The sequence below is a fragment of the Nostoc parmelioides FACHB-3921 genome, from assembly GCF_014696625.1.
GTDB lineage: Bacteria > Cyanobacteriota > Cyanobacteriia > Cyanobacteriales > Nostocaceae > Trichormus > Trichormus parmelioides.
In genome coordinates this window covers 24,982-39,357 of sequence record NZ_JACJQL010000054.1, presented here as the reverse complement: position 1 = coordinate 39,357, position 14,376 = coordinate 24,982, and the positions used below count along the sequence as shown (strand labels likewise).

Sequence of the window (14,376 nt, the reverse complement as noted above, 5' to 3'; positions counted from 1 at the left end):
TACGCGATTAAATAAATCATATCGTAAACGTTGCGAAGTGCGACTTCTAGTCGCCGTAGCAACATCAGTTTAGAATCCCCTCTGCTTCTAGCAAGGGGAGATGTCAATTAAAGCTTGACAGTATAATTGTAAATTCGGGCTAAAAAATGTCTTACGAACCAACTATTGGTGTTTATTTCTCAGCCAATGATGTTGTCTATGATTGGGCGATCGCTTTCCTCAACAGTTACCGCACCTTCAACCCAGATTTACGCCTGATTCTGATTCCATTTAATGACCAGTGCGATCGCCTGCTAAAATTGAGTGATACTTACCAATTTGAAATATATACTGATTCATCCTTTTCTCGTTTAGAGGCGATCGGTAAAGCATTTGAACTAGGCCATACACCTACAGGCCCCTATTGGTTCCGACGCTATGCTTCCTTTTGGGGGACACTAGACTATTTTATGTATTTAGATGTCCGTCAGGTAGTGTTAGCCAATCTTCTACCGTTTATTGAAGCGGTCAGAAACCTAGAATTTGATTTTCTGCATTATGACTGTGCTGTTGATCAAGTTTACGAGCGGGGAGCATTTCGTCAAGAACTATTAAAACAGGGACGAGGGCGTGGCTTCTTATCAGGTATCTGGGCTTCTTATAAAGGTTTGTTTTCTTTAGAAGAGTTTGAGCAACTTGCACAAGAGGCGCTCAAAATTCGGGATCAGCTCAATCCCCGCAACACTGACCAAGCATTTATTAATTACTGCTGTGATATGAAGTCTGTTCGCTATGGGCATTTTGCAGAAGTAATTGGTGGCATCTGTCAAAATGGGTGGGCAAGACAACCAGGAAAAATTTATTGGGAAAATGAAAAATATTATCTGTGGGATTATGGGGGATTAGATCATAAGAAGCAGATATTTCTACTCCATTGGGCAGGCTATAAGCTCAATGCCTTAATGCCCCATAAACAGTTGTTTTACAAATCCTTTTTAATGAATAAACAAATTTTTAGTTGGTTATTTATTTATTTAAACTTTGCATTAGATTATCTAAAACATATTCCTGTTCAGAGCTTAAGAAGACAGCGTTTTTTTAACACCCGATATCATAAAATTGCAAAAATAGTTAGCCAAAATTTCATTATTCAGTGAAATTTACATCAATCATGATTGAAAAATCACAAATAGGCACTTAAGAATTTATGAGAATTTCTGCCTATATTCACCCTATCCGTACATACCTTCCCTGTACAGGAGTAGGGCGGCACATGAATCATATTTTACTGGGACTGGCACAACTAAATGGAGTAGAGTTAGAGTTACTTTTCTCAAGTCAGTGGTTGGGAAAAGATGGTAAGCTTGACCCACTTTGTCCACTACGTAACCTACCCCAGCGCACTTTTTCCACGCCAGAAAATACTACTGAACGCACATGGAAGCTCTTTGGTTATCCGCGTATGGATAAATATTTGCCAGAACAAATAGATTGGCTATACGCACCGATGGAAACTTACATCCCAGTGTCAAAATGCCCAGTTGCTGTGACAATTCATGATGTACAAGCATTTGAAACCAATTTACCCTGGTCACGTACTTGGCAGCATCAATGGTTTCGCTACAAGTGGGGACGCTGGGTGCGTCGTGCTTTGTCGGAATGTCGGATTGTGTTTACTGTTTCAGAGTTTTCTAAGCAGAGGATGGTGGAATTATTAGGAGGCGATCCGCAAAAGATTGTAGTAGTTGGTAACGGTGTTGAGCAATCTTTTTTTGATATAGCCTCAACAAATCCAGCCGATTTACAGCGTCCCGTGGAAGCATCATATACTCTTATAATCGGTGGCTTACGTCAGAAAAAAGGCGGGAATCATGTCCTTGCAGTCGCAGAAACTTTGCTGAAGCGCCAAAGTAGTTTAAATATTGTTGTGGCTGGTGAATTAGAAGCCGATTACGTGGAAGCCGCTAAAGCATATCCCAATATCACCGTATTGGGTATGGTTCCAGATGAAGATTTACCCCAGTTGCTAAGGGGAGCATCATCGCTGTTATTCCTATCTCCCTATGAAGGATTTGGGATACCTGCACTCGAAGCAATGGCTGCCGGCATTCCAGCCATTGTTGCTAACAGAGCTTCTCTACCAGAAATTGTTGGAGACGCTGGGATTGTTGTTAATCCAGAAGCAACTGATGCCATAGTAGAAATCCTGATTAACTTGGCAGAAAACACCCAACTAGCAGCAGAATATGGAGAAAGAGGGCGTGAACACGCAGCACAATATACTTGGTCGCGGTGTACAGAACGAGTAATCACTGCTTTACAGAAATTTGCTTAACATCAACAAAGTAGCTATGACTATAAAAGTTGTCTTCTGCTGGTCTGACATCTCTGGTTACATGGCTGCTTGCTGGCTAGCTCTACATAAATTACCAGAAGTTGATGTATTTGTTGTTGCCTTTCAAGCTCGTACTGAAACAGCATTTTCTGACCAATTAATGCAAGGCATTCCCTGTCGGCTGTTGGATATTCAAGAAAGACAGGATACAAATTTAATTAAACGTTTGGTGTTGGCAGAATCACCAGATGTTTTGGTGCTGTGCGGATGGTTGCACAAACCATATCGTCAGTTGGCGTTTACCTCAGAGTTCCATGAAACAGGCTTAATCATGACAATGGATACTCCTTGGTGGGGTACTTGGAAACAGCACTTAGCTTCTTGGTTTTTACGCTCCTATTTGCAACGCATAAATAGTGTTGTCGTTGCTGGAGAACGTAGTTGGCAATATGCTTCCCGCTTGGGAATTCAACCAGCAAATATTGCTCGTGGTGTTTATGGTATTGATTATGATGCTTGGTCTCCACTGTGGGAAAAGCGCATCCAGTCTGAATGGCCACGTTCATTTTTATTTGTTGGTCGCTATGTTCCCATAAAGGGAGTTGATGTGCTAGTCAAGGCTTACCAAATTTATAGATCACAAGTATCCCATCCTTGGAATTTGGTATGTTGTGGGCAAGGCGCATTAGAATCAAAACTAGAGGGACAACCGGGTATTGAAAATCGAGGGTTTTTACAGCCAACAGAAATGTCACAAGTTTGGCAGTCAGCTGGAGCCTTTATTTTACCTAGTAGATTTGATCCTTGGCCACTGGCATTAATAGAAGCGGCTGCTGCTGGTTTACCGATTATCTGTACCGATACCTGTGGTTCTGCCGTTGAGGTGATTCGTCCTTGGTATAATGGCTTAATTATTCCTCAAGAAGATCCGACAGCTTTGGCTCAAGCTATGTTAACTCTGCATCAAGAATATGCAGAGTTATCAATATGGGGCAAGCGATCACAACAATTAGCAGCTCCCTATGCTGCCAATATTTGGGTGAGGCGTTGGCAACAAATTATACACAATACCTATCAAGCAAACACAGTTAAGAAAAATCCCAGTAAGCTGGTTAATGAACAGTTAAATTGAATTATTAAACATGGCATCAGAGTTTATTCACCGACTTCTTAACTTAGTTTTTAGTCCCTATGGCTTGTTGGGTATTCTTCTGGGCTTGATGCTTTTAGAAAAAGCCAAAACTTCTCGTCGTTTAGCTTGGCTATTACTCTCATGTTGTTGCTATGCAGCCTCCTTAGCAAAATTCACAGATCAATGGATTAAAGAACCACCAGCATTAGTCTTTCCCTTACAACAAATACGTGAAACGGGTCGCCCTCTAGCTATAGTTATCTTAGCTTTGATAATTTTACTAGGAATGCAAACAAAAAATGGTTGGCGACGGGTATTTATTCCACAGCCAATTAACTACTTAATTATGTTTCAGGCTGTGATTTTTTTGAAGGTTTCATTGTATGGCGATATAGTTTTTGCCTTACTAGCAGCTATGACATTTGGTGCAGTAGTCCTAATGTTTAAACTAGGACCTGCTCGTTGGTTGCAGGATGACAACAATTTTCATTTAGGTGTTTGGTCTTTGGCAATGACTGGTGTGATTTTTGCTCTAGCCTGCACATATCAAGGGGCTATTAATATGCACCCTATGACCTTCTTACACGGAAGATTCATGGGAACTACAGGTAATGCACAACATGCAGCAGCACTCTTAGCTGGTACGATTCCCTGTTTTATCTTTCTCATTGAAAGTCATAAAAGATGGGATTGGCTAAAAGCTTTTTGGATAGCTATGTTATTGCTTGTTGGTTATTTTTTATTTCTCACAGGCTCACGTACTGGTGCATTTATGGCAATTACTTCTATTTTACTATTCTATCGTAATAGAAGTGGTAGTTTGTTGCGCCTAAGTTTATTGACTATTGTTATATTGGTTATCATATTTTTCTTTATTAATCCAGATATATTAAATAGTAATCAACAAATCAGTAACAGATTTCTAGAAGCAGGAAACACACGTGAAGATGTTTGGAATGGCATGTGGAGAAATTTTCTTAAATATCCAATTTTTGGTGTTCCTTTAGTAGGTGACCGTTTAGGGTATGGAGAACATACATGGCTAGCAGCAGCAGAAACTACAGGGTTGATAGGCCTTATACCTTTAATTTTCATGGGTTTAGGCTGTTTGCAAATGATGATTAAAATGCAAAAATTAAGTAAGAAAAACCCTAGTTATTTTCTCCACACTAGCACCGTGATTGCAGGCTTATCCTGCCTTTTATCTGGTAGTTTTTCTGAAGCATTATTATTAGGGAATATGTCATTCCCAGTTATGGCATTAATTTTATACACATCTCTAGGCAAGTATTTACTTGATGCTAGTTACAAACATCAAAATGATTATTATTCACAGCAGCAAATGTTAAATAAATTATCGTTATATCAATAAAAATATTCTGATGCTTTTTATTATTTATTAAAATGAAAGTTCTGCATATTATTGCTTCTGTGTCTAAAGTGCGTGGTGGTACTAGCCAAGCAGTCTTAGACATGGTTGAAGCATTAAGAGTTAATAATATTGATGCCGAAATTGCCACTACCAATGATGATGGTGATAACTTACTTGATGTACCTTTACAAAGGTGCATTGAATATAAACATATTCCGATTTGGTTTTTTCAACGTTTTTCACCTAATATTAAGGCAGTTAGAGAATACGCCTTCTCTAGCCAATTGACTCAATGGCTTTGGCAAAATATGGCTAAGTATGACCTGATACACGTTCATGCTTTATTCTCCTATCCATCAACGATCGCCATGTCAATCGCTCGTAGCCAGAATATTCCCTACATAGTCACAACGCATGGTTTACTATGTGAATGGTCTTTACAACAAAGCACACGTAAAAAGCTAACTTACCTCAAACTTATAGAGAGAGCTAACCTCAACGGTAGTCGGAATATCCACTTTACTTCTCAAAAAGAACAGCAAGAAGTGTCCCAGTTGGGACTCAAAGCACCTAATTTTGTTTTACCTCTGGGAATATCATTACCAAATAATATTTCTGATGCTTGTTACCATCTACGACAAAAATTTAATATTCCAATAGACGAACCTGTAATTTTATTCTTATCTCGGCTCCATCATAAAAAAGGCTTAGATTATTTGATTCCTGCTCTCGCTAAAATTACTCATCACCGCTTTACTTTTATCCTTGCAGGTAGTGGTAGTCCTGATTACGAAGCTGAAATAGAATCTCTGCTTGTCTCTAATAGATTACGCGATCGCACTAGGATTGTGGGTTTTGTTGATGGTGAGACTAAAGATGTATTAATGCAAGGTTCAGATTTATTTGTTCTCACATCCCACTCTGAAAACTTCGCGGTTTCAGTTTTAGAGTCATTAGTTGTAGGTGTTCCGGTTTTAGTGACTCCTGGCGTGGCTCTAGCTTCCGTTGTTAAAGAAAACCAACTAGGCTATGTTCCAGACTTGGATGTGACAGCGATTATTAATGCTTTAGAAGATTTTTTCAACAATACTCATGTCGCTAAAAAAATGGGTGATCAGGCGCAAAAATTAATTTTGGAACAATATACTTGGGGTAAAATTACAAACAGACTCATTGATAGATATCATAATGTTTTAACAAACAAACTTACAATTCCTACTATGAATCGCTAATTGATAAAGCCTGTGCAGGTTATGTATGGCTAGTTATTCTCTATTATTTTCCAGAAGTGATTTTATCCATGTTAGAGCAGATTACACCTCTAATTCTTACATATAATGAAACCCCAAATATTGCGCGAACACTGAAACATCTTACCTGGGCAAAACAAATTATAGTTATTGATAGCTATAGTACCGATGCGACTCTGGAAATTCTTGAATCTTACTCACAAGTTAAATTCTTTAAAAGAAAATTCGATACCCATTCTCAACAGTGGAACTATGGTTTAGAGCAAGTTCAATCACCGTGGGTTTTGTCTCTAGATGCAGACTATAGCCTTACAGATGAATTAATATATGAAATTTCAACTTTGCCATTTGATGGTTCTATAGATGGCTACTTCGCTAAATTTAAATACTGTGTTTTTGGCAAACCATTAAAAGGAACAATACTTCCACCCCGTCAAGTTCTTTTTCGTAGAGACAAAGCCACTTATATAGATGATGGTCACACTCAATTTTTGCAAGTTAATGGTAATTCAGCAATGCTTTCCGGCTACATTCACCATGACGATCGCAAACCTTTAAGTCGTTGGTTATGGGCGCAGGATCGTTATATGGTACTGGAAGTACAGAAAATATTGACAACTCCTAGCAATGAATTAAGCCAAGGCGATCGCATCCGTAAGCAAAAAGTCATTGCCCCTTTCATTATCTTATTTTATTGTCTCATTCTTAAAGGTGGCATTCTTGATGGCTGGCATGGTTGGTACTACGCCTTTCAGCGTTTTTTAGCAGAAATCTTGTTAAGCATTCGTCTTATAGAAACAGAAAAACTCAACTCTTGATTGCAGAACTTAACAGCCAGAATTAAAGTCAAGTTTATTTGATCGATGGTGAAATATTAGCAGCAAAAACTAGATGAAAATTCAAAAATATTGCCGCTTAGGAATAATGAGTTTCATCTTGGTGATTTTACTGATTATTCCTGTGCGGCTAGCGATCGCCTATCACCAGTCACCCCAACCCCAAGCGATCCTCACCCTTGGTGCTTGGATAGATCGGGAAGAAATGGCAGCGCAGATAGCCAGTTTGTATCCCTCTTTAAAAGTTTGGGTTTCTTCGGGGACTCCACCTCAATTAGTCAGGCCAATTTTCCAAGCTGCGGGCGTTTCGGATAGCCGTCTGTATCTAGATTACCGTGCTGTAGATACTGTGACTAATTTTACTACTCTTATCTCAGATTTTAAACAACACGGAATCCAGCATTTATTCCTGATTACTTCAGACTTTCATATGCCTAGAGCCAAGGCGATCGCTACCTTAATTCTTGGTAGCCAAGGTATTGCCTTTACGCCAATTTCTGTATCATCAGATCAATTCAAACAAGAAACTATTGTTCCTATTATTCGCGATATAGCACGCTCTCTACTTTGGATTTTCACTAGTCATACAGGCGCAAGCTTTGAGTCTGTTATTGATTGAACCTAGTAAGTATTCAGATGATTATAAAGAAGACAAAAACTTTGTTGGGTGCATTGCATCAGTATCTATGAGGGTGCGTTGTATTTGACCATTCACAAGCCTGATAACATATACAGCACCTGCTTTCCTTGCACGTAAAGTTAAAGTACCAAGTTTGTTATCAATTTTCACCCTGATATTGCGATCTTCTCCGACATTTGCCCAAGCAGTAACTAGCCAACGGTCTTGACCTCGGATTTTGCGTGCAACGACACGAGCGGTGGGAACTGTGACGAATATGCCAGGACGGGCTTCTATTTGTTGTGTTTCACCATCTACAGGAAACTCCATTGCTGGCAATGTTTGAGTTGTGTCTTTGTATGGGTGCAAATTTGGACCGGGCAACAGATCACCATCACGTAAATACTCTTCTAGATGCGAAAAGAGCGCATGGACATGACCAAGTACAGCATATTGTTTAATTATTGTAGGTGTTGCTGAACCAATAGCCGTATTGTGATAAATTGCTCTAAATATAGGCCCATCACATACAAAATACCCACCTACAGATCCAATAGCTCCGGCTGTATAGTAGGCCTTCATCATACCCATAAATTCTTTTGAGTTTGAGATTTTGCTTCCCTCCCAACCCATGCTTACCCAAGGATAAGAAAACTTTTGTCCTAGTCTAATTGAGCCAGAAACATTATTTAGTGCTTGCGTTAAGGCATCCCAAGGTACGAGACTACCAGAGTGTACGCCAGTCCATCCAGAGTTGTGAAAACTAAAATACATCTCTGGTGCTGTATAGTCAGAAACAGCAGGTTTACCATAAGAATTTAAAAAATATTCGTATAGAAATATATATCTTTTCCAACCCCACCACCTACCGCGTTCAGTGCCGTACTGCTCTTGATACAGAGAATAAAAAGGACGGCTTTGCGATTGTAAGTTGCTAAAGATTCTCTCTTTTATTAATCTTTCGTGCCGCGCCTTACTTGAAGAGATATATTCGTACCACCCTGGTAGTCCCGAACTATTAAAGTTAGCTAATACATCAGGATCTCTTCCATAGTATTCAGAAACATTTTTTTCACCTATAACTGGAATTCCCGACTCACCACCATTGAAAATCATTCTAATCGGCTGTCCAGTGAATCTTTCTAACTCACTTAGTTGCGTACCAATATGATCTCCTATGACTCGAAAAGTTTCCTCTGGGGCAGCAGGGTTGACTATTGGGCTATTCCCATCAAGAATTACATTTTTACTTGCGTCGCGCAACCATGTATTTTGCGGTAGAATGGGGAGCTTAAGATTCTCTCCCTTATAGTTAAGATAATATATATACAAACTCCCTATATCCGCAATTAATTTATAGCGTCCAGGGTTAGCTTTTGCTAATTCATGTAAGCTGGCTTTATTAACTAATAACCCATACCCCCAGTTGTTAGCCAACTCAATATGGATATCTCTATGGACACCGCAGTTTGACTGACTTAAGGGTAGCAGCAACCTAGCACCACTTTTAAATTTGGGGCGAGGCATAGCCCTAAGATGATCTAATGGAGTGGATTGCTCATTGATTCGGATAGTTTGAGCATACAGTGGGGCGTTAAAGGCCAAACCCAGCGTCATGCCGTAAATAAATGCTGAAGAAAGGGTTGAACTAATTGAACGTAGATGAAGCTTTTTCATTAAATATGTCCTGATGATCTAGTAGTAGTAATTTGACCGATTCGTTTTGTAACACTTCAACTTTAAGGAGTTGACAATCTCTATGGAGTTTTGAGGTCTTAAATGCCAACAAGATTTAGCCTGATTGAGAGGCTGTTTGAGAACTGTTGCTCCTAGATAGAAACAGCTAACAAGAAGTTAAAAAATTTGGTGCAGAGAAAAGAATATTAAGAAAAGTTTAAGATGTCTAACCAAAATTCTTTTGAGTGTAAGATTCAATTAATGGACTATATTTTCAAGCAGAATCGACACCCGATGACATAAAAACTCTGGGAAATAAGGGGTTTGGTAAATTTATAGAGAAAAGCATTGTAGAGCAAACTATTACTAAATAGTTGCCTAATCTGTTAGATACTTAAAATAATTTGGATAAGCCAGCAACGGCTTAGAGTATAATACACGCAGGTCTGGCAAATAGTTAGCTTTGCTCATTAGTATTTATACTACTATGTTGCTATATGAATAAGTTTTGCTTAATCCATAGCACATTTAGCTCCTTAGTTGTTGTAGCACAACAATTAATTATTTCATACCTCTTATTGGGATTCTTGCTTGCACTAATAGCTTAAAATTGCAAGTTTTTTTTTGACAACATCGTCCAATTCAAGAATAAAATCGTTGGGTAGATGCCTTTATTTCGTATCATCGATGCTTATAAGTCTATTCTTGAAAAAAGTTAATGCCTTCAGTGGTGTTACTGAAATCAAATATTACATAAATACAATAAGTTTGTGAAAAAAATAAAGTCAATTAATCAAAAAAATACTATACGGAATGCAGAGATATAAAGCGATCGCTACTATTAGATTTTAAAGATATCGCTTTTACTTTATAGTCTCTAAATATCTCCCAAGGATTGACCTACCATATTGCTTGTGATGTTTCGCTCCCTACTGTGGGTTGTCACGGGTTGTACAGGAGTCGATAGATTTGCCTGATTATAGGTAGGGCTTGCTGAAAAAGTCCTTTAGTCCAGGCAGGGAACGGGGAACAAAGTTGTGATCAAAAGATATTAAGAAAGGTGGATCGGTGAAGTTTTTACTGTATGGGTTGACAAAATATTGATTTTATAATAAAGGGTTTTATTCTGTCTTTACTCTTGTTAATTCCCGTTCGTTTAGCGATCGCCTACAACCAGACTCCTCAACCCCAAGCTATACTCTCTATTGGTAGTGGGATGGAAAGGGAACAGGCGGCGGCGGAAATTGCCCGGTGGTATCCGGCTTTAAAAGTGTAGGTTTCTTCTGGTGATTCACCTCGGCTAGTGCGAGAGATTTTTGATGCTGAGGGTTTTTCGCACCAGCGTGTTTATCTAGTATTATCGGGCTATTGATACCGTCACTAATTTCACTACCCTGGTTTCAGATTTCAAAAATCACGGTATCCAGCACCTATTTGTTATTACCTCGGATTTTCATATGCGTAGGGCTAGAGCGATCGCTTTTATTGTTCTAGGTAGTCAAGGTATTGCTTTTACTCCGGTGTCTATCAGTCATAACTTTACGTAGTATTAAACGATTTGTAGTAAATAAAATTTAAGGTTTGGGAAATTGAGGTTGCCACCATTGATACCACGAAACCCAAGCTTTTTTTAAAATTTCATAGTTACTTTCTGGTGGGGCATTTCCTGAAGGCATTGATAAATATACCCAAAGACAACGCTTGTCTATAAGTGCTTCCTGACCTAGTAATACAGGTATTAAGCGAGCAAAATTAATATCTTTGAGATATCTATTTTGCCTATACTGTGGGTGAGTGAAGGTACTACCACCTTGTGGATTAATACAAGCACTGAGATATGCTTGTTGTTTGTCTACCCCAACACCGTAGTAGCCTATACCTGCTTGGTAACGCACGATAGTTGATGGTTTTATAGAAGTATATTTCTTCATCAAGGCATCGACATCTGCATGATATAAATTCTGCAAATAACGCATTTCTATATCTAATGTGAGGCCATTTTTTGTATATTGATAATTTCTTTGAGATAAAAGCTGTTGATATTTTTCTGTAGGTGGTTCTACAGCACGAGAAGATTTTAACTGCCACTGTGGTAAAGCTACGGCTTCAGGAAAACTAAACGCCCTATTTTTCGGATTTCCTAAGTTGGGAAATATAATTAATATTCCCGAAACTAATATTCCTGTGCCACAAATTACAGTTAAGAAATGGATACGAAAACTTTTCCAGTACATTACCTTTAATTATCTGTGATTTGTTGAATTTTGCGTTGATTTATGCTGAGTAAAAACCAGCAGAAACAACAAAAAATAAAAGCGGTAATCATGGAAAATATGAGTGAACCATCACCCTCATGCCAGTAGTCAAATGCTTGTTTATCACCTTCTGCTACTAAAATAGCCATAAGACACACTCGTATACCATTAATAATAAATGCTAATATAGCAGCTACCGATGGTACGAGAATTTTCTGCTTCCAAGTTAATTCAAACATAAAAAGAAACAATACGGCTAAACTCAAAGTATCTAAGATAGCGACCATACCAGAGCAACCACTATATACTTCTACAGAGCCAGTGGGCAGATTAATAACAACTCCAGAACGACTAACATCGAAACCTGTATACCAAAGTAATACATAAGAGAATTTTGCAGTAATCAGAGATATATCAATTCTCTGAATAAAAGGTATCAATGTGCGTAAACTGAAAAAGCATATTGTCAATAATTCTAACCAATATTGTTTTAATCCTTGAAAACCGGAAGCTATTAAAGCTAGGGCAATAGCAGATATCAAAGGCGAGAGTGCTAATAAAATAGTAAAATTTATCTTATATATACTATTTATAAACACCAATACAAGCAGCAAGAAACCTAAGAGACTAGAAATTAATCCACTTTCTAAGTTTAAACTATGACGTTTTTCTTTCAACAGAGACCATACATTAGCGCAAAATAGAAAAAATAGAAAAACACTGACAATATCTTCGTCTCTCCAAAACAGTGTGAGGTGTATAGCCATTAAACTTCCGCCTATTCCTATTAATAGGGATTCGGGAAACTTAGTTAATATATTTGTTATTTTTTTGGTGTGTTCCATTTGAACTTAACAATGGATATTTGTTAAAAATTCTGATATTCAGGCTCTAGGTATTAGAGGATGTTTTAAAAGTCTTTTGTGATGTATTAAGTCCTTTGATATACCCCTGAATCCACCTTAAAAAGGGGGAATTTGATTCATTTTCCTCCTTTTTAATGGGGGCTAGTCAGGGCTGTTTTATTCGCTCTAATTTTTGGCTTAACTAGTTAAACTAGCTTGAACTATAATGTTCTTTTTCTTGCCCAGCGTGTTTCCTTCCAGGCAATAAAAAACAAAACTGCTGATATTAAAGCTCCTAAATTCCACTTGACGGAATTTTTAATTAAATTCAAACTCACCAAAGACTGATTTGTTTCCTTCTGTGTTTTAAGTTGTTGCTTGGCTTGAGTTAGTTCTGAAAAAATTTGATTCTTTACATCTTCAGGATTTCTACCGTTTAATGAGCCGCCTTGGCGCTTGATTAAACTATCAATCTCTGTTAGTGAAGTTTGGCTCAACTGCTTTTCAACCTGATTAGCTTGAGATAGTCTTTGCTCATAGCCAGTCCTAATTTGCTGTAGGTTGGTATTATACAAACGTACTGTATTAAGTACTCCTAAAGGTATCAGTAGCAAGTATAACAACGCCACTATTAGGGTTAAATGAGATAAGACGCTTAAGATACGTGGTTCCCATTTGGCTCGTTTTGCTAACTTACCCGAAAATACGAATAACATTGCAATCAATGGGACACCTACTTGGTTTACCAATCTTCCCATCGTTTGAAATTCCCAATTGGGATTCATGAAGCTTGGTGGCACAAAGATATCAATGATCTCTAGGAATGCCAACATCAACATTCCATAGCCAAGTAATCGCCAAAGATTAATTATCTCTATTAGAGGCTGTATAGTCCCTACTAATTTACTTAATTTAGTGAATTCTAGTTCAACAAATTCACGGATATCTTTTTCTTGGTTGTCAGTTTCGCGGATATTAGGTTCACGAATGTCAGTTTCGGCCATAAGTTTAGTCAAAGGTAATTACAAAAAATCCGGGGATAAAAATTTAGGGTTTGGGAAATCGTGGTTGCCACCACTGATACCAGGAAAACCAAGCTTTATCTAATATTTGGTAGGCTTCTTCTGGGGAAGAATTACCTATTAGAAATTGATAAATTTACCCGCAGACAATGTTTGTCTAAAAGCATTTCCTTACCTAATAGAATAGGTATTATACGGTTTAATTGGATATCTTGAGAAAGGCGGTTGTTCCGGAATTGTTCATGAGTAAAGGTACTTCTTCCCCGCGAGTTAATACAGGTACTTAAAATAGGCTTCCTGTTGGTCTATACCAAGCCCGTAATATCCTAATTCCCTCTTGATGGAGCATCAAAGAAGAGGCGTTTATGCCAAGATTCTGCTTAATATATCCAGCAATATTTGCATAGAATAAATTTTCTAAACTTAATTTATAGTGCTTTTCCTTAAGTGTAAAATATATGGTTATCAAAAATAAAAAGTTTATATAAAGATTTGTAGGGTTATCACTTCGCCCAATTAATGTCAAGTAAATTCCTATTAGTGATCCTGCTATTCCTAATAGCCATATTTCACTGTTTCTTAGTGATGCTGATAACCTGTGCATAATTTTATATTATCTATGAGTTAATTCAAATATATAAGTTACTGAACTTAATGTTTAATATTTATTTCACACAACAGCAATTGTATCTAAATATATCCACCAAAGAGCAGATATGAACTTGATGTGATTATTGAATAAATCAAAGTGTTTACATGATGGGCGATGCCCACCATACCTATAATTCACTGGTGTGTCTATTCTAATTTATTGAGTTGAGTAATTCATTATCATGATTGAACTTTGGTTTTTCAATCTGATGAATCCAACGTTAAAAATAAAATCCTAAGCCATAATACAAGCAAGAATGCTTGTGTTGAACTGATCTAGTCGCTGAATCTGTGGATGAAGTTTGAGTTATAGGAAGCAGGGAAAAATATGGTCTATAAGATGCAAGGTATAGCCGTAATTTTTAGCCTAAATCACCTCTTATATACTTCTAAATTTCCCTAA

The 14,376-nt window shown here is 37.8% G+C and carries 12 protein-coding genes; 8 read left to right on the top strand and 4 right to left on the bottom strand.

Features of this window, described 5'->3' with window-relative positions; translation table 11 throughout:
- Positions 1-146 precede the first annotated feature (146 nt).
- The 7 genes from H6G14_RS25200 to H6G14_RS25170 all read left to right on the top strand — a co-directional run bounded on the left by H6G14_RS25200 (position 147) and on the right by H6G14_RS25170 (position 7,523).
- Positions 147-1,136: a hypothetical protein gene (locus H6G14_RS25200; protein ID WP_190570700.1), complete on the top strand. Its 990-nt coding sequence runs from the start codon at positions 147-149 to the stop codon at positions 1,134-1,136.
- 50 nt (positions 1,137-1,186) lie between these two features.
- Positions 1,187-2,314 carry a glycosyltransferase family 4 protein gene (locus tag H6G14_RS25195; RefSeq protein ID WP_190570699.1) on the top strand — a complete coding sequence of 376 codons (1,128 nt, stop codon included), beginning with the start codon at positions 1,187-1,189 and terminating at the stop codon, positions 2,312-2,314.
- A gap of 16 nt (positions 2,315-2,330) precedes the next feature.
- Entirely contained in the window at positions 2,331-3,446 is a 1,116-nt protein-coding gene (locus tag H6G14_RS25190) for a glycosyltransferase family 4 protein (protein WP_190570697.1), read from the top strand.
- A 10-nt stretch (positions 3,447-3,456) separates the two neighbouring features.
- Positions 3,457-4,818, top strand: a complete 1,362-nt coding sequence (locus H6G14_RS25185; protein ID WP_190570695.1) for an O-antigen ligase family protein — start codon at positions 3,457-3,459, stop codon at positions 4,816-4,818.
- Positions 4,819-4,850: 32 nt separating this feature from the next.
- On the top strand, positions 4,851-6,050 hold the full coding sequence (locus H6G14_RS25180; RefSeq protein ID WP_190570693.1) for a glycosyltransferase: 1,200 nt from the start codon (positions 4,851-4,853) through the stop codon (positions 6,048-6,050).
- A gap of 68 nt (positions 6,051-6,118) precedes the next feature.
- On the top strand, positions 6,119-6,886 hold the full coding sequence (locus H6G14_RS25175; RefSeq protein WP_190570691.1) for a glycosyltransferase family 2 protein: 768 nt from the start codon (positions 6,119-6,121) through the stop codon (positions 6,884-6,886).
- A 73-nt stretch (positions 6,887-6,959) separates the two neighbouring features.
- Positions 6,960-7,523 carry a YdcF family protein gene (locus tag H6G14_RS25170; protein WP_190570689.1) on the top strand — a complete coding sequence of 188 codons (564 nt, stop codon included), beginning with the start codon at positions 6,960-6,962 and terminating at the stop codon, positions 7,521-7,523.
- A gap of 21 nt (positions 7,524-7,544) precedes the next feature.
- Here H6G14_RS25170 and H6G14_RS25165 read toward each other — a convergent pair whose 3' ends face one another.
- Positions 7,545-9,200, bottom strand: a complete 1,656-nt coding sequence (locus tag H6G14_RS25165; RefSeq protein ID WP_190570687.1) for a hypothetical protein — start codon at positions 9,198-9,200, stop codon at positions 7,545-7,547.
- A gap of 1,138 nt (positions 9,201-10,338) precedes the next feature.
- Here H6G14_RS25165 and H6G14_RS34255 point away from each other — a divergent pair.
- Positions 10,339-10,476, top strand: coding sequence for a hypothetical protein (locus H6G14_RS34255; RefSeq protein WP_190570685.1), 138 nt, complete (start codon positions 10,339-10,341; stop codon positions 10,474-10,476).
- 298 nt (positions 10,477-10,774) lie between these two features.
- Here H6G14_RS34255 and H6G14_RS25155 read toward each other — a convergent pair whose 3' ends face one another.
- The 3 genes from H6G14_RS25155 to hpsJ-A all read right to left on the bottom strand — a co-directional run bounded on the left by H6G14_RS25155 (position 10,775) and on the right by hpsJ-A (position 13,304).
- A complete protein-coding gene (locus H6G14_RS25155) occupies positions 10,775-11,434 on the bottom strand; it encodes a cyanoexosortase A system-associated protein (protein ID WP_190570683.1) in 660 nt (219 codons plus the stop codon).
- A gap of 5 nt (positions 11,435-11,439) precedes the next feature.
- On the bottom strand, positions 11,440-12,300 hold the full coding sequence (gene crtA / locus H6G14_RS25150) for a cyanoexosortase A (RefSeq protein WP_190570682.1): 861 nt from the start codon (positions 12,298-12,300) through the stop codon (positions 11,440-11,442).
- Positions 12,301-12,521: 221 nt separating this feature from the next.
- Positions 12,522-13,304 (bottom strand): HpsJ-like protein, cyanoexosortase A-associated, encoded by a 783-nt coding sequence (gene hpsJ-A, locus H6G14_RS25145; RefSeq protein ID WP_190570681.1) that lies wholly within the window; start codon positions 13,302-13,304, stop codon positions 12,522-12,524.
- Positions 13,305-14,376 lie beyond the last annotated feature (1,072 nt).

What these genes read in the sequence shown, in the direction of transcription:
- H6G14_RS25200 (WP_190570700.1), top strand. Translation starts at nt 147, where the DNA reads ATGTCTTACGAACCAACTATTGGTGTTTATTTCTCAGCCAATGATGTT.
- H6G14_RS25195 (WP_190570699.1), top strand. Translation starts at nt 1,187, where the DNA reads ATGAGAATTTCTGCCTATATTCACCCTATCCGTACATACCTTCCCTGT.
- H6G14_RS25190 (WP_190570697.1), top strand. Translation starts at nt 2,331, where the DNA reads ATGACTATAAAAGTTGTCTTCTGCTGGTCTGACATCTCTGGTTACATG.
- H6G14_RS25185 (WP_190570695.1), top strand. Translation starts at nt 3,457, where the DNA reads ATGGCATCAGAGTTTATTCACCGACTTCTTAACTTAGTTTTTAGTCCC.
- H6G14_RS25180 (WP_190570693.1), top strand. Translation starts at nt 4,851, where the DNA reads ATGAAAGTTCTGCATATTATTGCTTCTGTGTCTAAAGTGCGTGGTGGT.
- H6G14_RS25175 (WP_190570691.1), top strand. Translation starts at nt 6,119, where the DNA reads ATGTTAGAGCAGATTACACCTCTAATTCTTACATATAATGAAACCCCA.
- H6G14_RS25170 (WP_190570689.1), top strand. Translation starts at nt 6,960, where the DNA reads ATGAAAATTCAAAAATATTGCCGCTTAGGAATAATGAGTTTCATCTTG.
- H6G14_RS25165 (WP_190570687.1), bottom strand. Translation starts at nt 9,200, where the DNA reads ATGAAAAAGCTTCATCTACGTTCAATTAGTTCAACCCTTTCTTCAGCA.
- H6G14_RS25155 (WP_190570683.1), bottom strand. Translation starts at nt 11,434, where the DNA reads ATGTACTGGAAAAGTTTTCGTATCCATTTCTTAACTGTAATTTGTGGC.
- crtA (WP_190570682.1), bottom strand. Translation starts at nt 12,300, where the DNA reads ATGGAACACACCAAAAAAATAACAAATATATTAACTAAGTTTCCCGAA.
- hpsJ-A (WP_190570681.1), bottom strand. Translation starts at nt 13,304, where the DNA reads ATGGCCGAAACTGACATTCGTGAACCTAATATCCGCGAAACTGACAAC.